The organism is Streptomyces sp. NPDC028298 (genome assembly GCF_055565895.1).
The window spans coordinates 247312-269813 of sequence record NZ_JBVHTL010000005.1 but is presented as its reverse complement, the minus strand read 5'-3'; the positions used below and the strand labels follow the sequence as shown (position 1 = coordinate 269813).

The following is a 22502-nucleotide window of genomic DNA, read 5'->3' as shown; positions in this document are numbered from 1 at the left end:
CGGGGGCAATGTCAGAGCTGACCCTCACGGTCATGCGGCTGGGTTTCCTGGCCGTACTGTGGCTGTTCGTGATCGTGGCCGTGCAGGTCATCCGCAGCGACCTGTTCGGAACGCGTGTCACACAGCGCGGCTCGCGCAGGGACGCCGCGAGGCCCCAGCAGGCCGCGCGACAGGCCGCGCCTCCGCAGCAGCGCCAGCAGCAGGCGCCCGCCGCCGGCGGCCGGCAGCGCCGTGGCGCACCATCCAAGCTGGTCGTCTCGGAGGGCACCCTCACGGGCACCACCGTGGCGCTCCAGGGCCAGACCATCACCCTGGGCCGGGCGCACGACAGCACCATCGTGCTGGACGACGACTACGCTTCCAGCCGGCATGCCAGGATCTACCCCGACCGGGACGGCCAGTGGATCGTCGAGGACCTCGGCTCCACCAACGGCACGTATCTCGACCGGAGCCGGCTGACGACCCCGACGCCCGTTCCGCTGGGCGCGCCGATCCGCATCGGCAAGACCGTCATCGAGCTGCGGAAGTAGTACGACAATGAGCGAGCGGAGCGAGCACGCAGCGGCGGTCCACACAAGGGACCCCGGCGCGCTCCCGACCGGAGGGTGGGCACCGTGCGGATGTACCCGGAGCCGACGGGCGAGGTGCGCATGAGTCTGTCACTGCGCTTCGCCGCCGGATCGCACAAAGGCATGATCCGCGAGGGCAACGAGGACTCGGGCTACGCCGGTCCCCGTCTGCTCGCGATCGCCGACGGGATGGGCGGCCAGGCCGCCGGTGAGGTCGCCAGCTCCGAGGTGATCTCCACCATCGTCGCGCTCGACGACGACGTCCCCGGATCCGACATCCTCACCTCGCTCGGCACCGCCGTGCAGCGTGCCAACGACCAGCTCCGGCTGATGGTCGAGGAGGACCCGCAGCTCGAGGGCATGGGCACCACGCTCACCGCCCTGCTGTGGACCGGCCAGCGGCTCGGTCTCGTCCACGTCGGCGACTCCCGCGCGTACCTGCTGCGGGACGGCGTGCTCACGCAGATCACCCAGGACCACACCTGGGTGCAGCGCCTCGTCGACGAGGGCCGCATCACCGAGGAAGAGGCCACCACCCACCCGCAGCGCTCCCTGCTGATGCGCGCGCTGGGCAGTGGCGACCACGTCGAACCCGACCTCTCGATCCGCGAGGTCCGCGCCGGCGACCGGTACCTGATCTGCTCCGACGGCCTCAGCGGCGTCGTCTCCCACCAGACGATGGAAGACACCCTCGCCAGCTACCAGGGCCCGCAGGAGACCGTGCAGGAGCTCATCCAGCTCGCGCTGCGCGGCGGCGGCCCGGACAACATCACCGTCATCGTGGCCGACGTCCTCGACATCGACTCCGGTGACACGCTCGCGGCCCAGCTCTCCGACACCCCGGTCGTGGTCGGCGCGGTCGCCGAGAACCAGCACCAGCTCCACGACAACGGCGCCATGCAGACGCCCGCCGGCCGTGCCTCCGGCCTCGGCCGGCCCGTGCCCGGACAGGGCGGCGGCGGCGAGTTCGGCCCGCCCGGCAGCGGCGACACCACCGGCTACGTCTCCACGAACAGCTTCGGGGACTACACCGACGAGGACTTCGTCAAGCCGCGCTCCGGACGCAGGTGGCTCAAGAGATCCTTCTACGTCGTCCTGACGCTCGCCGTCATCGGCGGCGGCCTGTACGGCGGCTACCGCTGGACGCAGACGCAGTACTACGTCGGCGCCGAGGACGACCACGTCGCCCTCTACCGCGGCATCAGCCAGGACCTGGCCTGGGTCTCGCTCTCGAAGGTGGAGAAGAACCACCCCGAGATCGAACTCAAGTACCTGCCGCCGTACCAGCAGAAGCAGGTCAAGGCGACCATCACCGAAGGCGGCCTGGCCGACGCGCAGGCGAAGATCGACGAGCTCGCCGTGCAGGCGTCCGCCTGCCGCAAGGACGCCCAGCGCCGTACCGCCGAGAGCCAGAACAGCGCGAAGCCCAGCTCCGCCAAGGCCGACGGGACCACGGGAACCACAAAGACCTCTCTGACGTCCAAGGCCACGTCCAGCCCGAGCCCGACCCCGTCGAGCTCGGCACCCTCGTCCTCCAAGTCCACGACCGCACCCACTCCCACACCCGGCCCCAGCCTCTCCGACGAGGAGCAGAAGCTGGTCTCGCTGTGCGGTAAGCAGTAAGAAGCCGTGAGGGGCCCTGTCACACGATGAGCAGTAGTACGAACACGCCGACGCACCACACGTCCACGATCGGATCGATCGGCACACCCAGCCGACGCAACACCGAACTGGCCTTGCTGGTGTTCGCCGTTGTCATCCCGGTGTTCGCCTACGCCAACGTGGGCCTCGCGATCGACGACAAGGTGCCCACGGGCCTGCTGAGCTACGGCCTCGGCCTCGGCCTGCTGGCCGGCGTCGCCCACCTCGCGGTGCGCAAGTTCGCGCCGTACGCGGACCCGCTGCTGCTGCCGCTGGCCACGCTCCTCAACGGGCTCGGCCTGGTGATCATCTGGCGGCTCGACCAGTCCAAGCTGCTCCAGTCGATCAACCAGGCGGGCAACGCGGCACCGCGCCAGCTCCTGTACACGGCGCTGGCCATCGCCCTGTTCGTCGCCGTGCTGTTCTTTCTGAAGGACCACCGCGTCCTGCAGCGCTACACGTACATCTCCATGGTCGGCGCGCTGGTCCTGCTGCTGCTGCCGCTGGTCCCGGGCCTGGGTGCCAACATCTACGGCGCCAAGATCTGGATCTCGGTCGCCGGGTTCTCCATCCAGCCCGGTGAGTTCGCGAAGATCGTCCTCGCGATCTTCTTCGCCGGTTACCTGATGGTGAAGCGCGACGCGCTCGCCCTGGCCAGCCGCCGCTTCATGGGCCTGTACCTCCCGCGCGGCCGCGACCTCGGCCCGATCCTCGTGGTCTGGTTCATCTCGATCCTGATCCTGGTGTTCGAGACCGACCTCGGTACGTCGCTGCTGTTCTTCGGAATGTTCATCATCATGCTGTACGTCGCCACCGAGCGGACGAGCTGGATCGTCTTCGGTCTGCTGATGTCGGCGGGCGGCGCGGTCGGCGTGGCCACCTTCGAGCCGCACATCCAGACGCGTGTCCAGGCCTGGCTCGACCCGATGCACGAGTACCTGCTCAGCCAGTCCGGGGTCCAGGACGGCATCATCCACTCCGAGCAGGCCATGCAGGCGCTGTGGGCGTTCGGCTCCGGCGGCACCCTGGGCACCGGCCTCGGCCAGGGCCACTCCGAGCTCATCCGCTTCGCCGCCAACTCCGACTTCATCCTCGCCACGTTCGGCGAGGAACTGGGTCTCGCCGGAGTCATGGCGATCCTGGTGCTCTACGGCCTGATCGTCGAGCGCGGCATCCGCACGGCACTCGCGGCCCGCGACCCGTTCGGCAAGCTCCTCGCGGTCGGCCTCTCCGGCGCCTTCGCCCTCCAGGTCTTCGTGGTCGCCGGCGGCGTCATGGGCCTGATCCCGCTGACCGGTATGACCATGCCGTTCCTGGCCTCCGGTGGTTCCTCCGTCATCGCCAACTGGGCGCTCGTCGGCGTACTGATCCGCATCAGCGACACCGCCCGCCGCCCGGCGCCCGCGCCCGCCCCCAGCCCCGACGCCGAGATGACCCAGGTGGTCCGCCCGTGAACAAGCCCCTGCGCCGGATCGCGATCTTCTGCGGGCTCCTCGTCCTCGCGCTGCTCCTCCGCGACAACTACGTCCAGTACGTCCAGGCGGACACCCTGCGAACCGACGCGCACAACCGCCGCGTCGCCATCGAGCGGTACGCCACCCCGCGCGGCGACATCATCGTCGACGGCAACCCCATCACCGATTCCACCGAGACGAAGAAGAACGGCATCAACGACTTCGTCTGGAAGCGCACCTACAAGGACGGCGCCATGTGGGCGCCGGTGACGGGGTACGCCTCGCAGGCCTTCGACGCCTCCCAGCTCGAGAAGCTGGACGACGGCATCCTCACCGGCAACGACGACCGGCTCTTCTTCCGCAACACCCTCGACATGATCACGGGCAAGCCGAAGCAGGGCGGCAACGTCGTCACCACCCTCAACGCCGCCGCGCAGAAGGCCGCCTACAAGGGCCTGCTGAGCCGGGGCAAGGGCGCCGTCGCCGCGATCAACCCGCAGACCGGCGCGATCCTGGCGCTGGCCTCCACCCCGTCGTACGACCCCTCGTCCTTCGCCGGAAACACCAACAGCGACGCGAAGGCCTGGAACAAGCTCCAGAAGAAGAACAACCCCGACGACCCGATGCTCAACCGGGCGCTGCGCGAGACCTACCCGCCGGGCTCCACCTTCAAGGTGGTCACCGCGGCCGCGGCGCTGGAGAACGGCCTGTACAAGTCGGCGGAGGAGCACACCGACACCCCGCTGCCCTACATCCTGAAGGGCACCAGGACCGAGCTGAAGAACGAGGGGAACATCCCCTGCAAGAACGCCACGATGCGCGACGCGCTCAAGGTGTCCTGCAACACGGTCTTCGGCAAGATCGGCGCCGACCTCGGCAAGGACAAGATGCAGGCCGAGGCCGAGAAGTTCGGCTTCAACTCCGAGCAGCTCACCCCGGTGCGCTCCAACGCCTCCGTCTTCCCCAAGAAGATGGACGACGCCCAGACCGCGCTCAGCTCCATCGGCCAGTTCGAGACGGCCGCCACCCCGCTGCAGATGGCGATGGTGGCCTCCGCCGTGGCCAACCAGGGCACGCTCATGAAGCCCTACATGGTCGACAAGCTGCAGGCGCCCAACCTGGACGTCATCTCGCAGACCGAGCCGGAGAAGATGAGCCAGCCGCTCTCCGAGGGCAACGCCCAGATCCTGCAGTCGATGATGGAGACGGTCGTCAAGGAGGGCACGGGCACCAAGGCGCAGATCCCCGGGATCACGGTGGGCGGCAAGACCGGTACCGCCCAGCACGGTGTCGCCAACAGTGAGAAGCCTTACGCGTGGTTCATCTCCTACGCGAAGCTCCCCGACGGCAGCTCCCCGGTCGCCGTGGCGGTCGTCGTCGAGGACGGCAGCGCCAGCCGCGACGACATCACCGGTGGCGGTCTGGCCGCCCCCATCGCAAGGGACGTGATGAAGGCAGTCATCGACAGCAAGAAGTGACCCCGCTCACGTCCCCATCACATCGGTGCACGTTGCGATACCGGTCCTGTCACGGGTGACGGTCTAGGCCAGGTCACAGAAGCCGATCCGGGTACGGTATGCCCGGACAGCACACCGCCGGACCACACAAAGGTGCGGTCGGGACCGACGGAGAGGGCTGGTAGGTAGCTATGGAAGAGCCGCGTCGCCTCGGCGGCCGGTACGAGCTGGGCCACGTGCTCGGCCGTGGTGGCATGGCCGAGGTCTACCTCGCGCATGACACCCGGCTCGGCCGTACCGTGGCGGTGAAGACGCTGCGGGCCGACCTCGCACGCGATCCGTCGTTCCAGGCCCGGTTCCGCCGGGAGGCCCAGTCGGCCGCCTCGCTCAACCATCCCGCGATCGTCGCCGTCTACGACACGGGTGAGGACTACATCGACAACACCTCCATCCCGTACATCGTGATGGAGTACGTCGACGGATCCACGCTGCGCGAGCTGCTGCACTCGGGACGCAGACTGCTGCCCGAGCGGTCCATGGAGATGACCATCGGCATCCTCCAGGCCCTGGAGTACTCGCACCGCGCCGGCATCGTCCACCGCGACATCAAGCCCGCCAACGTCATGCTCACGCGCAACGGCCAGGTCAAGGTCATGGACTTCGGCATCGCCCGCGCCATGGGCGACGCCGGCATGACGATGACGCAGACCGCCGCGGTCATCGGCACGGCCCAGTACCTCTCTCCCGAGCAGGCGAAGGGCGAACAGGTCGACGCCCGCTCGGACCTCTACTCCACCGGCTGCCTGCTCTACGAGCTGTTGACCGTGCGGCCGCCGTTCGTGGGCGACTCCCCGGTCGCCGTCGCGTACCAGCACGTCCGCGAGGAGCCCCAGCCCCCGTCGGTCTTCGACCCCGAGATCACGCCCGAGATGGACGCGATCGTGCTGCGGGCCCTCGTGAAGGACCCGGACTACCGCTACCAGTCCGCCGACGAGATGCGCGCCGACATCGAGGCATGCCTCGACGGCCAGCCCGTCGCGGCCAGCGCCGCCATGGGCTCGGTCGGTTACGGCGGCTACGGCGACGACCAGCCGACCACGGCCCTGCGCTCCACGGACGCCCAGGCCACGTCGATGCTGCCGCCCATGAACCCGGACGACGGCGGCTACGGCTACGACGACCGCCCCGACCGGCGCCGCCAGAAGAAGAACAACACCTCGACGATCCTCCTGGTCGTCGCGGGCGTCCTGGTGCTCATCGGCGCGATCCTGATCGGGAAGTACGCCTTCTCGGGCAAGGGAACGGCCAGCGACTCGTTCAAGGTGCCCAACTTCGTGAGCCAGACGTACAAAGACGCTCAGAAGATGGCGGACAACCGCGAGCTGAAGCTCGCCCCCACCCGCAAGCCGTGCGACGAGGAGCCCAAGGGCAACGTCTGCTCGCAGGACCCGGCCTTCGGCTCGACGGTGAAGAAGGGCGACACGATCAACATCGTCGTGTCCACGGGCGCGCCGAAGGTGGCGGTGCCCGACGTGACGGGCCTCACCTTCGAGAAGGCCAAGTCCCAGCTCGAGGCCAAGGGATTCACGGTCGAGAAGAAGACCGAGGAATCCGACCAGAAGCCGGGCGTGGTCATCTCCCAGGACCCCACGGGCGACACGGACGCGGAGAAGAAGTCGACCGTCACCCTGACCGTGGCCGCGGAGAAGAAGCAGTCCACCGTCCCGGACGTCACCGGGAAGAGCTGTGACGAGGCCAAGGCGCAGATGCAGGCCAACAACCTCGTCGGTGAGTGCGTCGACACGGAGACCGACGACCAGAACCTGGTCGGCAAGGTCATCAAGACGACCCCGGCGGCCAACACGCAGGCGGACCCCGGCTCCACGGTGCAGATCCAGATCGGCAAGGCCAAGCAGCAGGCGACGGTGCCGAACGTCTTCGGCAAGACCGTGGCCGAGGCGAGGCAGATCCTGCAGGGCGCCGGCTTCAACAACATCCAGTTCGCCCAGGGCAGCGACGCAAGCGACGACGCCAAGGTCATCGGCCAGGACCCGCAGGCCAACAGCCCGGCCAACGGCAGCCCGGACAACACCACCGTCACGCTGACGACGATCAAGATCGGCGGCAACAACAACGGCGGTAACAACAACGGTGGCGGCGGCCTCTTCGGTGGCAACAACGGATAGGCCCCACCGGTAGCCGTACTCGGGCGACCGAACGGAAAGGGCCCCCGCACTCTCGAGTGCGGGGGCCCTTTCCGTCGTCTCGCCGTCACCCCGGTGCGGAGCGACGGTGCGGAGCGACGGTGTGGCGCGACGGTGTGGCGCGACGGCGGCTACGACGTCAGCGCGGTTCTGTCGGCGACGTCAGCGCAGTTCCTTCGGCGGGGTGCGGGCGTTGTCGACCTTCTCCACTCGCTCCAGTTCGCCCCACACCACGTAGCGGTAGCGGGAGGTGTACACCGGGGTGCAGGTCGTCAGGGTGATGTAGTGGCCCGGCTTCGTCTTGCCGGACTGCTTCGGGACCGTCTGGAGAACCTTGACGTTGTACTTCGAGGTCTGCGGAAGGATGTCGAAGACCTTGTAGACGTACCACTTGTCCCGGGTCTCGAAGACGATCGCGTCGCCCTTGGCGATCTTGTCGATGTTGTGGAACTTGGCGCCGTGGCCGTCCCGGTGGGCGGCGAGCGTGAAGTTGCCGTCCTTGCCGGTCATCGGCAGGGACGACTTGACGGGTTCCGTGTAGTAGCCGGCGACACCGTCGTTGAGGATCTTCGTCGCCGTGCCCTTCTCGACCAGGACCTCGCCGTTCTTCATCGCCGGGACGTGCAGGAAGCCGATGCCGTCCTTGGTGTCCAGAGCGCCGGGACCGCTCGGCGACTGCGCCCAGTGGTCGCGGACCTTGTCGCCCTGCTTGTGCGCCTCGCGGTCGGCCACGACGTTCGTCCACCACAACGAGTAGACGACGAACAGGCCCAGCACCAGCCCCACCGTGATGAGGAGTTCGCCGAAGAAGCTGACCGTCGTCGCGAACCATCCCATGGGCCGGCGCCCGCCGCGCGCGTCACCGGAGACCGCGAATCCGGCGTCCGATCCGGCGCGTTCGTCGTGGTCGATCCTCGCTGCCACTGTTCATCTGCCCCGTCTGGTCTGTCTCAGGTTGTCTCTCGTGCACGTCCCGCCCGCGCGGGTCCGCCCCCGTGCGTACCGGGCGCCGGCGTCCGGACTCAGTCCATCAGCGCGTCGGGCTTGCCCTTGCTGCGCGGCCGGTCCTCGACCATCTTGCCCCAGACGATCATCCGGTACTTACTGGTGAACTCCGGTGTGCAGGTGGTCAGCGTGATGTAGCGACCGGGTCCGGTGAACCCCGAGCCCTTGGGGATCGGGTCGAGCACGCTCGTGTTGCTCGGACTCGTCACCGGCAGGATCGACGCCATCTTGTAGACGTAGTAGTCGTCCTGCGTCTCGACGACGATCTCGTCGCCCGGCTTGAGGCGGTTGATGTAGCGGAACGGTTCGCCGTGGGTGTTGCGGTGCCCGGCGAGCGCGAAGTTGCCGGTCTTGGCGTCCGGCATCGCCGTCTTGAGCGGCGCCTCGCCGTAGTGGCCGACCATGCCGCGGTCCAGCACCTTCGTCTTGCTGATGCCCTCCGCGATCGGCGCGACCACGTCCAGCTTCGGGATGTGCAGGATGGCGAAGCCCTGCCCGGGCGAGAACGTCCCCGGATTGCGCTTGCCGTTCGCCCAGTCCTGCTGAAGGCTGCTCGCCTCGCTGCCCGCCTGCTGGTGCGCCCGCACGTTCGACCACCAGAGCTGGTACGTCACGAACAGCAGCATCAGCACGCCGGTGGTGATGAACACCTCGCCGACCATCCGGCTCACGAGAACCGCCGCGCCCGGTTTCGAGGCCCGTGCCGCGCGCCGGGCGTCCATCCGGCTCCGCGGGGTCCCAGCGGCCTCCTGAGCCGTCTCCTGGGGCTCGTGGGGGTCCTGTGGCCCTCCGGGCCGCCCGTGGCGTCTGGCGGCCTTACGGCGGGCCGCACGCCCCCCGACGGCGGAGCCGGTGCCACCGTCGGCCGCACGCGCGCGGCGCTCCGCCCGCGCCGGCGAGCCGGGAAGGCGCAACGCGACCGTCTCGTCGTCGAACGGCAGGCCCGGCGCGACCGGGTCCGGCGCGGGAGCCGCGACGGGCGCGGCCACCGGTCCACGCGTGTGGGGCACCGCGGGCTCCTGGTACGGCGGGGCGTACTCCCGCTCGTACTCGTCCGCGTACGAGGGTGCCGCCGCCGGGGCGGAAGGCATCGCCTGCGTCTGCGTCTGTGCCCGGACCGCCTGCGCTCGGGCCTGAGCTGCCTGAGCCTGGGCGTGCGCCTGGGCCTGGGCCTGGGCCGCCTGAGCCTGCGCCGCCTGTGCTTGGGCCGCCTGGGCTTGGGCATGCGCCTGGGCCTGGGCCTGGGCCTGAGCGGCGTACGCCTGCGCCGCCTGGGCCTGCGCCGCCTGGGCCTGAGCCGCCTGCAGGTGAGCCGCCTGCATCCGTGCGGCCTGCTCCTGCTGCTGCGCCGCGTACCAATCGGGGCCGTACCCGCCCTGGCCGTAGCCCTGCTGCGGGACTCCCTGCTGCGGGACTCCCTGCTGCTGTACGCCCTGTTCCTGGCCGGGGAGCGGATCCGTCAGGGGGTCCGCGAGACCTCCGACCGCCGCCTCGAACGCGCCGGCGCCCCCGTACGCGGCCTCGCCGCCGTAGGGGGAGCTGTCGCGCTCGGGGCGCAGCGCGGTCACGCCGTGGCCCTGCCCACCACCGGGGCGAGCCCCGCCGACCTCGCCACGGCCACCTTGTCACCGCACTCGAGCAGCCAGTTGGCGAGCATCCGGTGGCCGTGCTCGGTCAGCACCGACTCCGGGTGGAACTGCACGCCCTCGACCGGCAGTTCACGGTGTCTCAGCCCCATGATGATCCCGTCGTGGGTGCGGGCCGTGACCTCCAGCTCGGCCGGAACGGTCTCCGGCTCGGCCGCCAGCGAGTGGTAGCGGGTCGCCGTGAAGGGCGACGGCAGTCCGGCGAAGACGCCCTTGCCCTGGTGCTCCACGAGCGAGGTCTTGCCGTGCAGCAGCTCGGGCGCCCGGTCGACCACGCCTCCGTACGCCACCTGCATCGACTGCATCCCGAGGCACACACCGAAGACGGGGACCCCGGTCGCGGCGCAGTGGCGGACCATGTCGATGCAGACACCGGCCTGTTCGGGAGCACCGGGCCCCGGGGACAGGAGCACACCGTCGAAGCCGTCCTGGGCGTGCGCCGTCGACACCTCGTCGTTGCGCAGCACCTCGCACTCCGCGCCCAACTGGTAGAGGTACTGGACCAGGTTGAAGACGAAGCTGTCGTAGTTGTCCACGACGAGGATGCGCGTGCTCACTGGCTGTCCACCGTCACATCGTTGAAGGGCAGCAGTGGTTCGGCCCACGGGAAGACGTACTGGAAGAGCACGTAGACCACCGCCAGGACGAGGACGAGTGCGATCAGCGCCCTCACCCATACGCTCCCCGGCAGATGCCGCCAGATCCAGCCGTACATGCCGTCCCTTCCGTCGCCGTACGCCAACAGACTAACGGCGCAGAGCCGCCGGTTTCCCTGCCTCCACAGGCTGTGTGGAATCAAGATGTGCCCAGACGATCAACCGATGGCTGTGCCCCCACTCCGGATCGCACGTGGTCAGCGTGAGATAGCGTCCCGGACGCGTATACCCGGACTTACGTGGCACAGGGTCGATCACCTCAACGTCGGAGGGCACTGTTTTGTAAGGGCCTTTGTCGATCCGATACGTGAACCAGGTCGTCCCGTCCGTCAGCACCACCGCGTCACCCCGCCGGAGCTCGGGAAAGTCCTTGAACGGATCGCCGTACGTACGCCGGTGGCCCGCGACCGAGAAGTTGCCCTCCTGGCCGAGCTGCGCGGTCCCGCGGTAGTGACCGAGCCCCTTCTTCAGGACCTGCGTGGCCGTGCCTTCGAGCACGGGCTTGTTCCACGTGAAACCAAGACGCGGGATGTACATGACCGCGAACGGGCCGCCGTACTTGTAGGGACCCGGCGCCTTCGGGCTTCCGGCGGCGGTCCCGCCGCCGCTGCCGGCGCCCCCCGACGCGTCCGGGCCGGACTCCGGCGACCGGGCAGCCGCACCCTTCGACCACTGTTTCTGGAGCACTTCGATCTGGTGGTCCATCGCGCTGTCGGCCTTGACCCCCGTCCAGAACAGCACGTAGACCACGAAGAGCACGATCAGGGTGCCGACGGTCAGGCACAGCTCACTGATCGTCCTGACGAACACTCGCACCGACACAAGGCCCCCCGGCGGCAGTTCGCTCCACGGGCTTCGCCCCCTGCTCCGCGAGGTCCGGGCGCCTACTCCACGGGCTTCGCGTAGTGGAGATCCACTGTGCCCGAGTAGCCGGGAAGAGTCACCGTCCCGTTCTCCTCGACTTTCCAGCCGAGCCCGTAGACGTTGACGTACACCATGTAGTTCTGGATCGCCGGGGAGGCGGCGAGCGACTTCTGGAGCTTCGCCGGGTCCCCGATGGCGGTGATCTTGTAGGGGGGCGAGTAGACGCGGCCCTGGAGGATCAGGGTGTTGCCGACGCAGCGCACGGCGCTGGTGGAGATCAGCCGCTGGTCCATCACCTTGATGCCCTTGGCGCCGCCCTGCCACAGGGCGTTCACCACGGCCTGGAGGTCCTGCTGGTGGATGACGAGGTAGTCGGGCTGCGGCTCGGGATAGCCGGGAAGCTTGGCCGTCGCGTTCGGCGGGGCGTCGTTGAGCGTGACCGTGACGGCCTCGCCCTTGAGCTTCTGGGTGCCCGCGTTCTTCTCCAGCGCCGCGAGCCGGGCGTCGCCGGCCGCGCTGCTGCCGTCCTCGCTGCCGGCGAGGGTGTCCACGTCCCGGCGCAGGGCGCCGTTGGACTCGTCCAGCGTCGCGTTCTTGTGGCTGCGCTCCTGGATCAGGTCGGACAGCTTCAGCATCGACGAGTCCGTACGGATGTTCGTACCCTTGGCCGTGTCGAAGCTCGTGAAGAAGATGAGGCCCGCGAGGGCGAAGACGGCCACCGTGAGCACACGTACAGGCCGAAAACGGTGAGTACCGCCAGGACTGGAATTCGTCCCGGGGGAGTCGGCAGAATTGCTCAACGTACCCTTATCTCCTTCGGCGCCGCGGAAGCACTACGCTAACGGACGCCCGGGGGAGCGCTCAGTGTCCCCTTGTACGCTGCCCCGGAGCCCGCCCCAGTTCCCTGCGCGGCCACGCAGCGCATCGACAGGAGAGACCCTCGTGCCGAAGTCACGTATCCGCAAGAAGGCCGACTACACGCCGCCCCCGGCGAAGCAGGCGACCAACATCAAGCTGACCAGCAACACCTGGGTCGCACCGGCCATGCTGGCCATGTTCCTCATCGGCCTCGCCTGGATCGTCGTCTTCTACGTGACGGACGGCACCCTGCCGATCGACGCGCTCGACAACTGGAACATCGTGGTCGGCTTCGGCTTCATCGCGGCCGGGTTCGGCGTCTCCACGCAGTGGAAGTGACGGTCTTCCGGCACCCGGAAGCGCCGCGGGCACGAGCTCTGCCCACAGCTCTCCACTGAGTTATCCACAAGAGTTGTCCACAGGTGGAAAAGAAAGACGATCTGTGGATAACTAATGGGCGGTTGACGCCGGTGTGACTGGTCCACCAGCCCCCGCAAACCTGTTCGCCCCCTGTCCGACCTGGGAAAACCCGGGTCAGTGACAGGGGGCACAGCTGTTCCCGCAGCGCATGCACAAGATCCACCGTGATCTGTGGACAACATCACTTCTCAGGTGAGCCCGGCGCTCTCTCAGGTGAGCTGAGCCGTCCTGAGCAGGGTCGTGACGACCACCGCGGCCAGCATCAGCCCGGCCACCCCGTACTGGACGAGGTTCCTCCGCTCGCGCGGGGCGTGGACCATGGCGTAGCCGACGACCACACCGCCGATCAGCCCGCCGACGTGCGCCTGCCAGGCGATGTTGAAGCCGGGCGAGAAGCTGATGATCAGGTTGACCACCAGCAGGCCGATGACCGGGCGCATGTCGTAGTTGAGCCGGCGCATCAGCACCGCGGTGGCGCCGAACAGCCCGAAGATCGCCCCGGAGGCGCCGAGCGACGGCTGCTGGGGGCCGGCGAGCAGATAGCTGAGCGCGCTGCCCGCGAGGCCGGAGACGAAGTACAGGGTGATGTACCGGGCGCGGCCGAGCGCGGCTTCCAGGGGACCGCCGATCCACCACAGGCTGACCATGTTGAACAGGATGTGCATGACGCCGCCGTGCAGGAACATCGACGTCACCATGCGGTACCACTGGCCTTCGGCCACGCCCTGGACCTCGCCGGAGAGCCAGGCACGGCCGAAGAGGTCGAAGCTGTTGGTGAAGGCGTCCCCCACCGCGACCTGGACGAGGTAGAGGGCCAGGTTGAGGCCGATCAGCACCTTGGTGACGAGCCGGGGGTCGGACGCGACGGTACCGCCGGCGAGGGTGCGGGGCTGGTTGGCCGCCGGGGCGTGGCCGGTGCCGGAGCCGCCGCGGACGCAGTCGGGGCACTGGAAGCCGACGGACGCGCTGACCATGCACTCGGGGCAGATCGGACGCTCACAGCGGGTACAGCGCACGCCGGCCTCGCGGTCCGGGTGCCGGTAGCAGCCGGGCAGGCTCCGGGCGTCCTGCGGTCCCTGATCCGGCGGGCCCTGCGGGCTGCCGGGCGGCTGCTGGTCCATGGGGTCCCCTCATTCTCCGTACGGCTCGCACACGGTCTCGGCGGGTCCGGGTGCAACGCACCGCCCCGTCCATCCTTACGGATGAACGGGGCGTTTGGTTCCCTGCGGGATGCTTCGGACTCACGGAAGGGAGCCCGGCGCGGACTCAGCGTTCGCGGGTCTCGACGACGACCGATTCGATCACGATGTCCTGGACCGGGCGCTCCGTGCGCGGATTGGTCGGGGCACCGGCGATGGCGTCCACGATCTTCTGGCTGGCCGCGTCCGTGACCTCGCCGAAGATGGTGTGCTTGCGGGTCAGCCAGGCCGTCGGGGCGACGGTGATGAAGAACTGCGAGCCGTTGGTGGCGGGACCGGCGTTCGCCATGGCCAGCAGGTAGGGCCTGTCGAAGCGGAGGTCCGGGTGGAACTCGTCCTCGAACTGGTAGCCCGGGCCCCCGGTGCCGTTGCCCAGCGGGTCTCCGCCCTGGATCATGAAGCCGCTGATCACCCGGTGGAAGACCGTGCCGTCGTACAGCTTCTCCATGGATGTCACACCCGTCTCCGGGTTGACCCACTCGCGCTCACCCGTGGCGAGTTCGACAAAGTTCCGGACCGTCTTCGGCGCGTGGTTCGGCAGGAGCCGGATGTCGATGTCGCCTTGGCTGGTCTTCAGGGTGGCGTAAAGCTGCTCGGCCACGATCCGCCTTCCGTTGCCTTCTCTTGACGGCCCGATCCTCGCACGGACCGGGCCGCTCGGTCCCCGACCGCCACCCCCGGACGCACGTACGGATACGGGCCGCCCGACGGAACGCCGTACGGCCGGAACGCCGTGTGCACGGAAGGTCGCGCGTACGGAAGGCCACGCATAGGGAAGGCCACGCACACGGAAAGCCGCCCGTACGGAAGGCCGTCCCTACGGAAATCACGTCGAGTCGCGCCGGACGGGGGCGGGCCGGGACGATCCGTGGCATTGTCGACGACAAGCTCCCGTTGCCCCGTATTGATCCGCTATCTCACTTGATCGACACCTGACCGGCTCCGCCCCGGAGTCTCCGGGAGTCGGTATCCGTGACACGGATGCCCGCCCTCACATGCCCCGGACCCCATCGGCGGGCATGATCCCCCTAGGGGTGGAAAGGTGAACTGTGTGTCTTTGGGGGTACCTGGTACCCCCGACGTACGCCACCGAGGAGGAGGAAACCCGTGACCCGCATCGACAGCGTGCGCGCCGCGACCGGCTCGGCGAAGGACAGCGTGCTGCACGCCGCGGAAGTGGTGGCGCCTTACGCCGACACGGCCAAGGACAGGGCCTCGTACTACGCGACCGAAGCACGTGTACGGCTCGCGCCGAAGGTGTCGCAGGCCGCCGAACAGGCCCGCGTCCAGTACGACGCCCATCTCGCCCCGCGCCTTGAGCAGGCCCGTACCCATGTGCCGCCGAAGGTCGACCAGGTCGCTCAGGAGGCGGCCATCCGTACCCGCAAGGCGGCTCGTCAGGCCGCCGACTACTCGAAGCCGAAGATCGAGCAGGCGGTGGCCGCGACCCAGCCCGTCATGGACGAGGCCGCGGCCCGCAGTGTGGCGGCCTTCGCCGCTCTGCGCGGCCAGGTCACACCGCAGGAGATCCAGAAGCTTCTTCGCAAGCACGACCGCCGGGCCAGGGCCGGCCGTGTCGTGAAGACGCTGGCGGTGCTGGGACTTCTGGCGGGCGGCGCCTTCGCCGCCTGGAAGTGGTGGGACAAGCAGGCCAACCCGGACTGGCTCGTCGAGCCTCCGGCGGCGACCGAGGTGCCCGAAGGTGGGCACCTGTCAGCGGTCGACGGCAGCGGCCAGTCCGATCTGGACCCCGAGGTCCAGGTCAAGGAAGCCGAGGAGAAGGCGGCCGAGCGCGACGACCGCCACTGACCGGCCCAACATCGCGGGGGGGGGGGGGGGGGGGGGGGGTTTCCCCCCCCCCCCCCCCCCCCGCGATGTTTCACGTGGAACATCGGCGCGGGCGACCGTGCCACTCCGCGGAGATTTACCCACACCGCTCACGATGACGTTTGCAACGGCTCGCGTGTGCAGCATCCATGGAGATGTTGTTGACGGAATGCGTCGATCCGATCACCCGGCAGCCGGTGCGGCAGCTCACACAAGGGTCCCGACAGCCCCGGCACCCCCGCGGCCCCGCGTCGGCCGCACCCGCGGCGGGGCCGCGGGCCGTACGCCACCCCGATCGTTTGCGCAAAGAACTGCAACCCCTGCAAAGTCACTTCTGTGACTCAGGTCACTGGGGTCACCTCGCGAGCCACTCCCCGACGGCCCCGGCCGGCCCAAGAGCCGCTCCACCAGGGGCCGCGCGCTCGGGCACGGGGCATGCAAAAACCGGCCAGCCGCCGCTGTGGGCGTCTGACCGGTCCGGTGTGTGGAGCCTAGGGGAGTCGAACCCCTGACATCTGCCATGCAAAGACAGCGCTCTACCAACTGAGCTAAGGCCCCGTAAGAGGAGCGTCCGACCACAGGAACCATCCGTCGACGGGCGCCGCAGACCAGAGTACCGGGTCACCCGGGGGATCTCGCAAAATATTGGGGGTCCCCGTGGACGACCACTCTCCGTAAGATGCTCGACGTGGTTCGCTGTCGCGAACCGCGGTACTTGGGGAAGCGATGGGGAGACGCAATGGACGCCGCACAGCAGGAAGCAACCGCGAGAGCCCGGGAGCTGCAGCGGAACTGGTACGGGGAGCCGCTGGGGGCGCTCTTCCGTAGGCTCATAGAGGACCTGGGTCTGAACCAGGCGCGTCTTGCCGGGGTGCTGGGGCTGTCCGCGCCCATGTTGTCGCAGCTGATGAGCGGTCAGCGGGCCAAGATCGGCAATCCCGCCGTGGTCCAGCGCGTCCAGCTTCTGCAGGACCTGGCGGGGCAGGTCGCCGACGGAAGCGTCAGCGCCGCCGAGGCGACCGAGCGGATGGACGAGATCAAGAAGTCCCAGGGGGGATCGGTGCTCAGCAACACCACGCAGTCCACGACCAGTTCGGGAGCCCCGACGGTCAAGCGGGTGGTCCGCGAGATCCAGTCACTGCTGCGGTCGGTGGCGGCGGCCGGAGACATCATCGACGCGGCGGACACCCTCGCCCCGACCCACCCGGAACTGGCAGAGTTCCTCCGGGTCTACGGTGCCGGCCGTACGTCCGACGCGGTCGCGCACTACCAGTCCCACCAGAGCTGAGCCGAGCCCGGCCGCCGACCGCCCGGCGCTGGAGGCAGTGACACCTCCGGCCGCCGCACGTGATGCAGCCGGGCACCTCGGAAGAGGTCTCCGGACCGACCGCCGAAGGGGAGCGACGTACGACCATGGGTGAGGTCTTCGCAGGCCGGTACGAACTGGTCGACCCGATCGGGCGCGGGGGAGTCGGTGCCGTGTGGCGCGCCTGGGACCACCGGCGGCGCCGTTACGTGGCCGCCAAGGTGCTCCAGCAGAGCGACGCACACGCCCTGCTGCGGTTCGTGCGGGAACAGGCGCTGCGCATCGACCATCCCCACGTACTGGCTCCCGCGAGCTGGGCCGCGGACGACGACAAGGTCCTGTTCACGATGGATCTGGTCGCCGGGGGCTCCCTGGTCCATCTGGTCAACGACTACGGCCCCTTGCCCCCCGCCTTCGTCTGCGTGCTGACCGACCAGCTCCTCGCGGGTCTCGCCGCCGTGCACGCGGAGGGGGTGGTGCACCGTGACATCAAGCCCGCCAACGTGCTCCTCGAAGCCACCGGCACCGGGCGGCCCCGGTTGCGCCTGTCCGACTTCGGCATCGCCATGCGGCTGGGTGAACCGCGGCTCACCGAGACCAACTACGTCGTGGGGACGCCGGGTTACTTCGCGCCCGAGCAGATGCTGGGCTCCGAGCCCGACTTCCCCGCCGACCTGTTCGCGGTCGGCCTGGTCGCGCTGTACCTCCTGGAAGGCAGCAAGCCGGACGCCAAGGCACTGATCGAGTACTTCGCCGAGCACGGCACGCCGTCCGCGCCCCGGGGCATACCCGAGCCGCTGTGGCAGGTCCTGGCGATGCTGCTCCAGCCGGATCCGCACGCGCGGTTCCGGACCGCCACAGGGGCGCGCAAGGCCCTGGCCGCCGCCGTCGAGCTGCTGCCCGAGCCCGGGCCCGACGACGAGCTGATCGAGGTCTTCGACCAACTCGGTCCGCTGCCCGAGGGGTTCGGACCCACGGGCCCGTCGGGACGGGGGTCCGATGCGACGGGGGGTTCGCGGACCCTGTCCTCCCAAGGGTTTCCGGACACCACCGAGGCCGCCGACTCGCAGTTCGACGCGGACGACTCCGGTCTCTCCCTGTTCCATCCCGGCTCGACGTCCACGAGCGGCCCGCAGGAGGCTTCGCGCTCCGGGTACGGCTCAGGGACGAACACCCCCGAGGGGTCAGGGGAGTTGCGGGAGCGGAGGCAGGACGGGTCGGGAGACGTCCGGTCCGGTCCCGACACCGAGGACGGCCTGTCGGCACCGGAGGGCCTCGAGGAAGCGGGAGTTGAGCCCGCCCGGGAGCGAATACGGCCTCCGGCCGGCTTCGGCGACGTGGCCACCGGACCGACCTCCGGTGGCGTGCGGGCTCGCCCAGCCCCCGACGACGTACAGGCCGGGCCCGCCCCCGATGACGTACAGGATCGGCCCGCGTCCAGCGGCACGCGGCATCGCGCCGACTCCGAGGACGTACAGGCTCGCGCTCTCCCCGACGGCGTACCGCCGCGGCCCACGGACGACGGCGTACAGCCCGGGGCCCTCGACGGCCGGTCCCCCGCAGTGGACGCCACACCCCGGGACCCGGCCCCGGCGGTCTCCCCACGGCCGTCCTCGATGTCGGACACCGGAAGTTTTCACCTGCCTCCGCCGCGGCCCGCGCCCCCCGCCGACCCCCGGCGGCAACCGCAGACCGGGCCTTCCGGCGACCGGTCCTCGTCCGTGCGGACGCCCCACCTCCAGGCAGCGCGGCCGGACCAGGCAACGCCCACTCCCCCCACCTCGGTGCCGTTCCCCCCGTCGTCCGCGCCGTTCTCTCCGCCGGCTTTCGACCCGACCCCGACCCCGACCCCGACTCCCCCGACCGCGCCCCTTCCCGTGTACGCGTCCTCCCCGCACCGGTCCCCCGTACCGCCCGCCGCGATGCCGCAGCACACGTACGCCTCCACCGCTTCGTACACCGCCCGGTCCGTCCAGGTCCCGCCGGGGGCCTCGGCCCGTCCGGACCACCGCAGGAGACACACACGGCCGCGCCCGGGGCCGCCCGCCACGGTCGCCGTGCCGATGCTGCTGCTCGCACTGGCCTGTTTCGCGGTGGGGTTCTGGGCGCTGAGCCAGATCTGAGTGCCGAGAGCCGGCGGGCGAGCCGGGGCTACCGGCCTCGGGTCGCCCCGTGCTCCCAGGGGGCCGGAGCCGGCATCGGCAGGGAGGCGGAGGCCGTGTCCGCGTCCTCGGGTGCGGGCCGGAGGGTCCGCACCGCACGGCGGCGCGCGATCACGGTCCACAGCACCAGGGTGAGCGAGAGCAGGGTTCCGGCGCCGATGCCGCCCGCGGCGATCAGTTTCATGACCCCGTCGCCGTGGGTGTCGCCGCCGCTGTTCCCGGTGCCGGCAGGACCGTCCGCCGTCTCGTCGCCGGTCGCGTCGTCGGAGCCCGCCGCCGGGACGGCGAACACGTCCCGGGGCGTCGGTGTCCCGTCGTAGGCGGGCCCGTTGCCTGCCGCCAGCGCCACGCGTACCCGCAGGGTCAGCCCGAACGGCCCCTCGCCGAAGCGGTCGGCGACCTGCGCGGCGAGATGGACCACGAGATAGTAGGAGCCGGCGAACCGCATGCCGCTCACGCGGTCGTTGAGCGCGTAGCGGTTCTCGTAGGCGACGGGAGGCACGGGGGCGAGCGCGGCGGACCGCTGGCTGCCGTCGTACCCGGAGCCGACGTCCTCGACGAAGCCTCGTACCGGGTTGTAGAGGGACATGACCAGGGCCGTGCCGACAGAGCCCTCCCCGCCGCTCGCGCTGCCCAGGTCGGCGGTGGCGGAGATCTGCTGTCCCCAGTCGACGGGAACCCTGTAGAAGCGGGTCTCTCCCGGGCTGATGCCGTCCTTCCAGACTCCCTGTCGGAGCGTGGCGGCGGCGCTGAATCCCGCGCCGCCGACACGGTGCCGCGCCTCCCCGACCACTGCCTCGGGCGACGCGGAGTTCCAGCCCTCCGGAGCGCTCGTGGAGCCGGAGGCGTTCTTCAGACCGGGCTCCGACACATAACCGAGCTCCAGGTCCCAGGGACGCGACGCGGACGACTCCGTGCCCGACGGACCCACCGTACCGCTCGTCGCGCCCGCCGCTCCGGTGCGTTGGACGACCGCGTAGTACGTTCCCGCCGCCTGGCACGCGTACTGCTCGCCGCTCGTCTCGCGGGACGCCCAGGCGGCGATGGGGTGCGGGCTCTGGGTGGCGCCGAAGTGGACGGTGCCGCTGAAGGAGCAGTTGCGGCCGTTGGCGTCCTGGAGGGAGACCTTGAGGCCGTCCGAGTAGGAGACGGTCGCGCCGGGCCGGGGCACGGCGGTCACGGAGACGTACGCGTCGGAGACGGCGTCGAGTTCGAGGCGGTAGTACAGCCTGCCGTCCCTCCCCGCGACCCCGACCGAGCTCCTGTACGTCCGGCCGGGCCGCAGGAGTTCGGAGTCGGTCGTGTCGGACGTGCCCTTGACGGTGATGGCGTCCCGGGCGAAGGCGTACGGCCCGGAGGGACCGTCGGCGGCCGTGCTCGCGCCCTCCGCCGCCGTGTTCGTGCGTTCCGCGGTGGTCCGCGCGTCGATGGCCTGCGCTTCGGCGGTCCGCGCGTGGGCGGTCGTCCCGGGGGCGCTCGTCCCCGGGGCGGCGGCTGCCGGGCCCGCGGGTGCGAGGGCCACGCACAGCGCGGCCGACGCTGCCGTGACGGCAAGGATCCGGCCGTGCCACGACCTCGCGCACCGGCCCCCGGCCCGCCGGCCCTTCGTGCGCCGCCCCATCACGCGCCACCCCTCGTCGAAGCCCCCCTGGCGCGCCCCATCCTGCCCCGTCGGCCGCCGCGGCACCCGGGCTATCCGCGGGAGCGGCCGAAAGGAAGCGGCCGAACCCCCACCGGTCTCACCCCCGCAACCGATTCGCTCCGGTTCGCTTGCCTTCGTGAACCAGCCCCGGTGCCGGGAAACACAAAACCCCGACCGCGAGGCGGCCGGGGTCTGCTCCGAGACTGTTGTCGATCCTCACGAACCCGTGGGCACGGAGTCGGTCGCCTCCGTCCACAGATCCTGCTCGGCGCGATCCGCCTGGATCTGGCGGTACACGAGGAGCCCGCCGATGGCGGCCAGTGCGACCAGGAGAAGCTTCTTCACCGCGCGACCTCGTCTTTCGTTGACGTAGGGGACTTCTGGCGCCCGACTATACACACCGACCGATATCGATCGGTGACCTGGATCGGCCCTCAACTGCGGCCCCGCGCCCGGCGGTAGAGAGGGAGACGACCGCTCCGATCTCACGGTGATCACACGTCACAGACTGTGACTTTTACGGTCGCCTGTGGACTTTTCCGAGCACTTGCGGCCATCCGGGTGGTGTTCATCTGAACATCAACGCGCCACGGGCGCAGGTCCACCACTTCGCAGCCCGCATACACATCATGAGGAAAGTACGCAAATCGCCCGACCCGAAAGTGAGGGGCCGTGACCCAGAACAAGGTCATGAAGCTGTGGAGCGCGATCGTCACCGCCTTCCTGGCGCTGTGCACGACGCTCGGACTCGTCACCACCACCGCGGCCGCCGCGGTACCGCAGGCCGCGCCGACCCGCAACACCGAGACCTCGGTGGCGGCTCCGGTGATCGCCCCGGCCCCGGCCTCCTGGGCCTGGTCCTACAGTCGGGCCCTGCCCCCCACGATGAAGCAACGCATCCGCGCCGAGGCGCACGGTTCCTCGCCGAGCTGCCGCCACCGCGCACCCGCTGACGAGGCCACGGCGGACGCCGCCGCTCTCGGCAGTCTGGAAGGCCTCGCGGAGCCCGACGCCTGTTCAGGGCCGGAGGCCCTCGCGGCGCCCGGCACGGAGCCGCTGGGGGCCCTCACGCCGGTGACACAGCTCCAACGCTGAGCAAGGCACCGAAGCGGGCGACTCCACGAAGCGCTCGAAGACCGTGACGCTCCGGCTCCGTACAGCTCCGTACAGCTTCGTAAGGCCCCGTGAAGCCCCGGGATGCTCCGGGATGCTCCGGAAAGATCTCGGAAGCCCCGTGAAGCTCCGTGAAGCTCCAGCTCCGTAACGCTCTCTGAAGCTCCGTAACGCCCCGGCAGGTCCGGGACCCGACGGTGCTCAGCCTCTCTCCTCCTGCTGTTCCACCCGGCTGCCCACGCGGCCCGTCGCGCACTCCGCGGCGTGTGGCCCGTGACCCAGCCCGTGCCCCCCTCACAGACACCCTGAAGTAGCGGCGAACTTGCGTACAAAGCACCCAGGGCAAAGGCCCGGCGACTCGAAAGAGCCGCCGGGCCTTCGACATGCGCGGCTCCGACGGCACCGCACGGGACCGGGCGGGCTTCCCGCGCTCGAAGGGATCGCCGTCGCCACAGTGCCGGTAGGGGCGTCGGTGCCGG

19 protein-coding genes and 1 tRNA gene are annotated in these 22502 nt (G+C 69.8%); 10 read left to right on the top strand and 10 right to left on the bottom strand.

Translation table 11 applies throughout. The annotated features are described in order from the left end of the window. The first annotated feature begins 8 nt into the window (after positions 1 to 8). The 5 genes from ACZ4TO_RS23895 to pknB all read left to right on the top strand — a co-directional run bounded on the left by ACZ4TO_RS23895 (position 9) and on the right by pknB (position 7307). On the top strand, positions 9 to 530 hold the full coding sequence (locus ACZ4TO_RS23895; protein ID WP_355762002.1) for an FHA domain-containing protein FhaB/FipA: 522 nt from the start codon (positions 9 to 11) through the stop codon (positions 528 to 530). A 90-nt stretch (positions 531 to 620) separates the two neighbouring features. Continuing rightward, positions 621 to 2192: a Stp1/IreP family PP2C-type Ser/Thr phosphatase gene (locus tag ACZ4TO_RS23890; RefSeq protein ID WP_468025310.1), complete on the top strand. Its 1572-nt coding sequence runs from the start codon at positions 621 to 623 to the stop codon at positions 2190 to 2192. A 26-nt stretch (positions 2193 to 2218) separates the two neighbouring features. Continuing rightward, the gene (locus ACZ4TO_RS23885; RefSeq protein WP_382783373.1) at positions 2219 to 3664 is read left to right on the top strand and encodes an FtsW/RodA/SpoVE family cell cycle protein; all 1446 of its coding nucleotides are present in this window, start codon (positions 2219 to 2221) and stop codon (positions 3662 to 3664) included. Continuing rightward, positions 3661 to 5142 carry a peptidoglycan D,D-transpeptidase FtsI family protein gene (locus ACZ4TO_RS23880; RefSeq protein ID WP_382783370.1) on the top strand — a complete coding sequence of 494 codons (1482 nt, stop codon included), beginning with the start codon at positions 3661 to 3663 and terminating at the stop codon, positions 5140 to 5142. The genes ACZ4TO_RS23885 and ACZ4TO_RS23880 overlap by 4 nt, the downstream gene beginning before the upstream one ends. Before the next feature lie 170 nt (positions 5143 to 5312). Continuing rightward, the gene (gene pknB / locus ACZ4TO_RS23875) at positions 5313 to 7307 is read left to right on the top strand and encodes a Stk1 family PASTA domain-containing Ser/Thr kinase (protein WP_468025155.1); all 1995 of its coding nucleotides are present in this window, start codon (positions 5313 to 5315) and stop codon (positions 7305 to 7307) included. A 180-nt stretch (positions 7308 to 7487) separates the two neighbouring features. Here pknB and ACZ4TO_RS23870 read toward each other — a convergent pair whose 3' ends face one another. The 5 genes from ACZ4TO_RS23870 to ACZ4TO_RS23850 all read right to left on the bottom strand — a co-directional run bounded on the left by ACZ4TO_RS23870 (position 7488) and on the right by ACZ4TO_RS23850 (position 12296). After that, entirely contained in the window at positions 7488 to 8249 is a 762-nt protein-coding gene (locus ACZ4TO_RS23870; protein ID WP_382783366.1) for a class E sortase, read from the bottom strand. Between the two features lie 98 nt (positions 8250 to 8347). Beyond that, positions 8348 to 9421: a class E sortase gene (locus ACZ4TO_RS23865; protein WP_468025309.1), complete on the bottom strand. Its 1074-nt coding sequence runs from the start codon at positions 9419 to 9421 to the stop codon at positions 8348 to 8350. 473 nt (positions 9422 to 9894) lie between these two features. Continuing rightward, complete coding sequence (locus ACZ4TO_RS23860) at positions 9895 to 10533, bottom strand: aminodeoxychorismate/anthranilate synthase component II (RefSeq protein ID WP_261703708.1); 639 nt, start codon at positions 10531 to 10533, stop codon at positions 9895 to 9897. A gap of 189 nt (positions 10534 to 10722) precedes the next feature. Then, positions 10723 to 11448, bottom strand: coding sequence for a class E sortase (locus ACZ4TO_RS23855; protein WP_382783361.1), 726 nt, complete (start codon positions 11446 to 11448; stop codon positions 10723 to 10725). Between the two features lie 68 nt (positions 11449 to 11516). After that, positions 11517 to 12296: a DUF881 domain-containing protein gene (locus ACZ4TO_RS23850; RefSeq protein WP_382783359.1), complete on the bottom strand. Its 780-nt coding sequence runs from the start codon at positions 12294 to 12296 to the stop codon at positions 11517 to 11519. Positions 12297 to 12438: 142 nt separating this feature from the next. On the opposite strand from ACZ4TO_RS23850, the gene crgA reads away from it, so the two are divergent. Further along, on the top strand, positions 12439 to 12693 hold the full coding sequence (crgA, locus tag ACZ4TO_RS23845) for a cell division protein CrgA (RefSeq protein WP_326786732.1): 255 nt from the start codon (positions 12439 to 12441) through the stop codon (positions 12691 to 12693). 290 nt (positions 12694 to 12983) lie between these two features. Here crgA and ACZ4TO_RS23840 read toward each other — a convergent pair whose 3' ends face one another. Both ACZ4TO_RS23840 and ACZ4TO_RS23835 read right to left on the bottom strand, forming a co-directional pair. Continuing rightward, positions 12984 to 13895: a rhomboid family intramembrane serine protease gene (locus ACZ4TO_RS23840; RefSeq protein WP_382783355.1), complete on the bottom strand. Its 912-nt coding sequence runs from the start codon at positions 13893 to 13895 to the stop codon at positions 12984 to 12986. A gap of 145 nt (positions 13896 to 14040) precedes the next feature. After that, positions 14041 to 14574 (bottom strand): peptidylprolyl isomerase, encoded by a 534-nt coding sequence (locus tag ACZ4TO_RS23835; RefSeq protein ID WP_382783352.1) that lies wholly within the window; start codon positions 14572 to 14574, stop codon positions 14041 to 14043. Positions 14575 to 15080: 506 nt separating this feature from the next. Here ACZ4TO_RS23835 and ACZ4TO_RS23830 point away from each other — a divergent pair. Next, positions 15081 to 15782, top strand: coding sequence for a DUF5324 family protein (locus ACZ4TO_RS23830; RefSeq protein WP_382783350.1), 702 nt, complete (start codon positions 15081 to 15083; stop codon positions 15780 to 15782). A gap of 503 nt (positions 15783 to 16285) precedes the next feature. On the opposite strand, the gene ACZ4TO_RS23825 is transcribed toward ACZ4TO_RS23830, so the two are convergent. Continuing rightward, positions 16286 to 16358 (bottom strand) — tRNA-Ala (locus tag ACZ4TO_RS23825). Between the two features lie 181 nt (positions 16359 to 16539). Between ACZ4TO_RS23825 and ACZ4TO_RS23820 the strand changes: the two genes are divergently transcribed. Together ACZ4TO_RS23820 and ACZ4TO_RS23815 are read left to right on the top strand one after the other, a co-directional pair. Continuing rightward, a complete protein-coding gene (locus ACZ4TO_RS23820) occupies positions 16540 to 17088 on the top strand; it encodes a helix-turn-helix domain-containing protein (protein ID WP_037614940.1) in 549 nt (182 codons plus the stop codon). Positions 17089 to 17213: 125 nt separating this feature from the next. Next, positions 17214 to 19229: a serine/threonine protein kinase gene (locus tag ACZ4TO_RS23815; RefSeq protein ID WP_468025154.1), complete on the top strand. Its 2016-nt coding sequence runs from the start codon at positions 17214 to 17216 to the stop codon at positions 19227 to 19229. A 28-nt stretch (positions 19230 to 19257) separates the two neighbouring features. On the opposite strand, the gene ACZ4TO_RS23810 is transcribed toward ACZ4TO_RS23815, so the two are convergent. Further along, positions 19258 to 20790, bottom strand: a complete 1533-nt coding sequence (locus tag ACZ4TO_RS23810; protein ID WP_468025153.1) for a hypothetical protein — start codon at positions 20788 to 20790, stop codon at positions 19258 to 19260. 336 nt (positions 20791 to 21126) lie between these two features. Continuing rightward, a complete protein-coding gene (locus ACZ4TO_RS23805; protein ID WP_003999697.1) occupies positions 21127 to 21255 on the bottom strand; it encodes a DLW-39 family protein in 129 nt (42 codons plus the stop codon). Positions 21256 to 21582: 327 nt separating this feature from the next. Here ACZ4TO_RS23805 and ACZ4TO_RS23800 point away from each other — a divergent pair, with 327 nt between their 5' ends. Beyond that, on the top strand, positions 21583 to 22005 hold the full coding sequence (locus ACZ4TO_RS23800) for a DUF6344 domain-containing protein (RefSeq protein WP_468025152.1): 423 nt from the start codon (positions 21583 to 21585) through the stop codon (positions 22003 to 22005). Positions 22006 to 22502 lie beyond the last annotated feature (497 nt).

Coding starts and splice junctions, on each gene's coding strand:
- ACZ4TO_RS23895 (WP_355762002.1), top strand. CDS start 9: ATGTCAGAGCTGACCCTCACGGTCATGCGGCTGGGTTTCCTGGCCGTA.
- ACZ4TO_RS23890 (WP_468025310.1), top strand. CDS start 621: ATGTACCCGGAGCCGACGGGCGAGGTGCGCATGAGTCTGTCACTGCGC.
- ACZ4TO_RS23885 (WP_382783373.1), top strand. CDS start 2,219: ATGAGCAGTAGTACGAACACGCCGACGCACCACACGTCCACGATCGGA.
- pknB (WP_468025155.1), top strand. CDS start 5,313: ATGGAAGAGCCGCGTCGCCTCGGCGGCCGGTACGAGCTGGGCCACGTG.
- ACZ4TO_RS23865 (WP_468025309.1), bottom strand. CDS start 9,421: ATGCCTTCCGCCCCGGCGGCGGCACCCTCGTACGCGGACGAGTACGAG.
- ACZ4TO_RS23840 (WP_382783355.1), bottom strand. CDS start 13,895: ATGGACCAGCAGCCGCCCGGCAGCCCGCAGGGCCCGCCGGATCAGGGA.
- ACZ4TO_RS23820 (WP_037614940.1), top strand. CDS start 16,540: ATGGACGCCGCACAGCAGGAAGCAACCGCGAGAGCCCGGGAGCTGCAG.
- ACZ4TO_RS23815 (WP_468025154.1), top strand. CDS start 17,214: ATGGGTGAGGTCTTCGCAGGCCGGTACGAACTGGTCGACCCGATCGGG.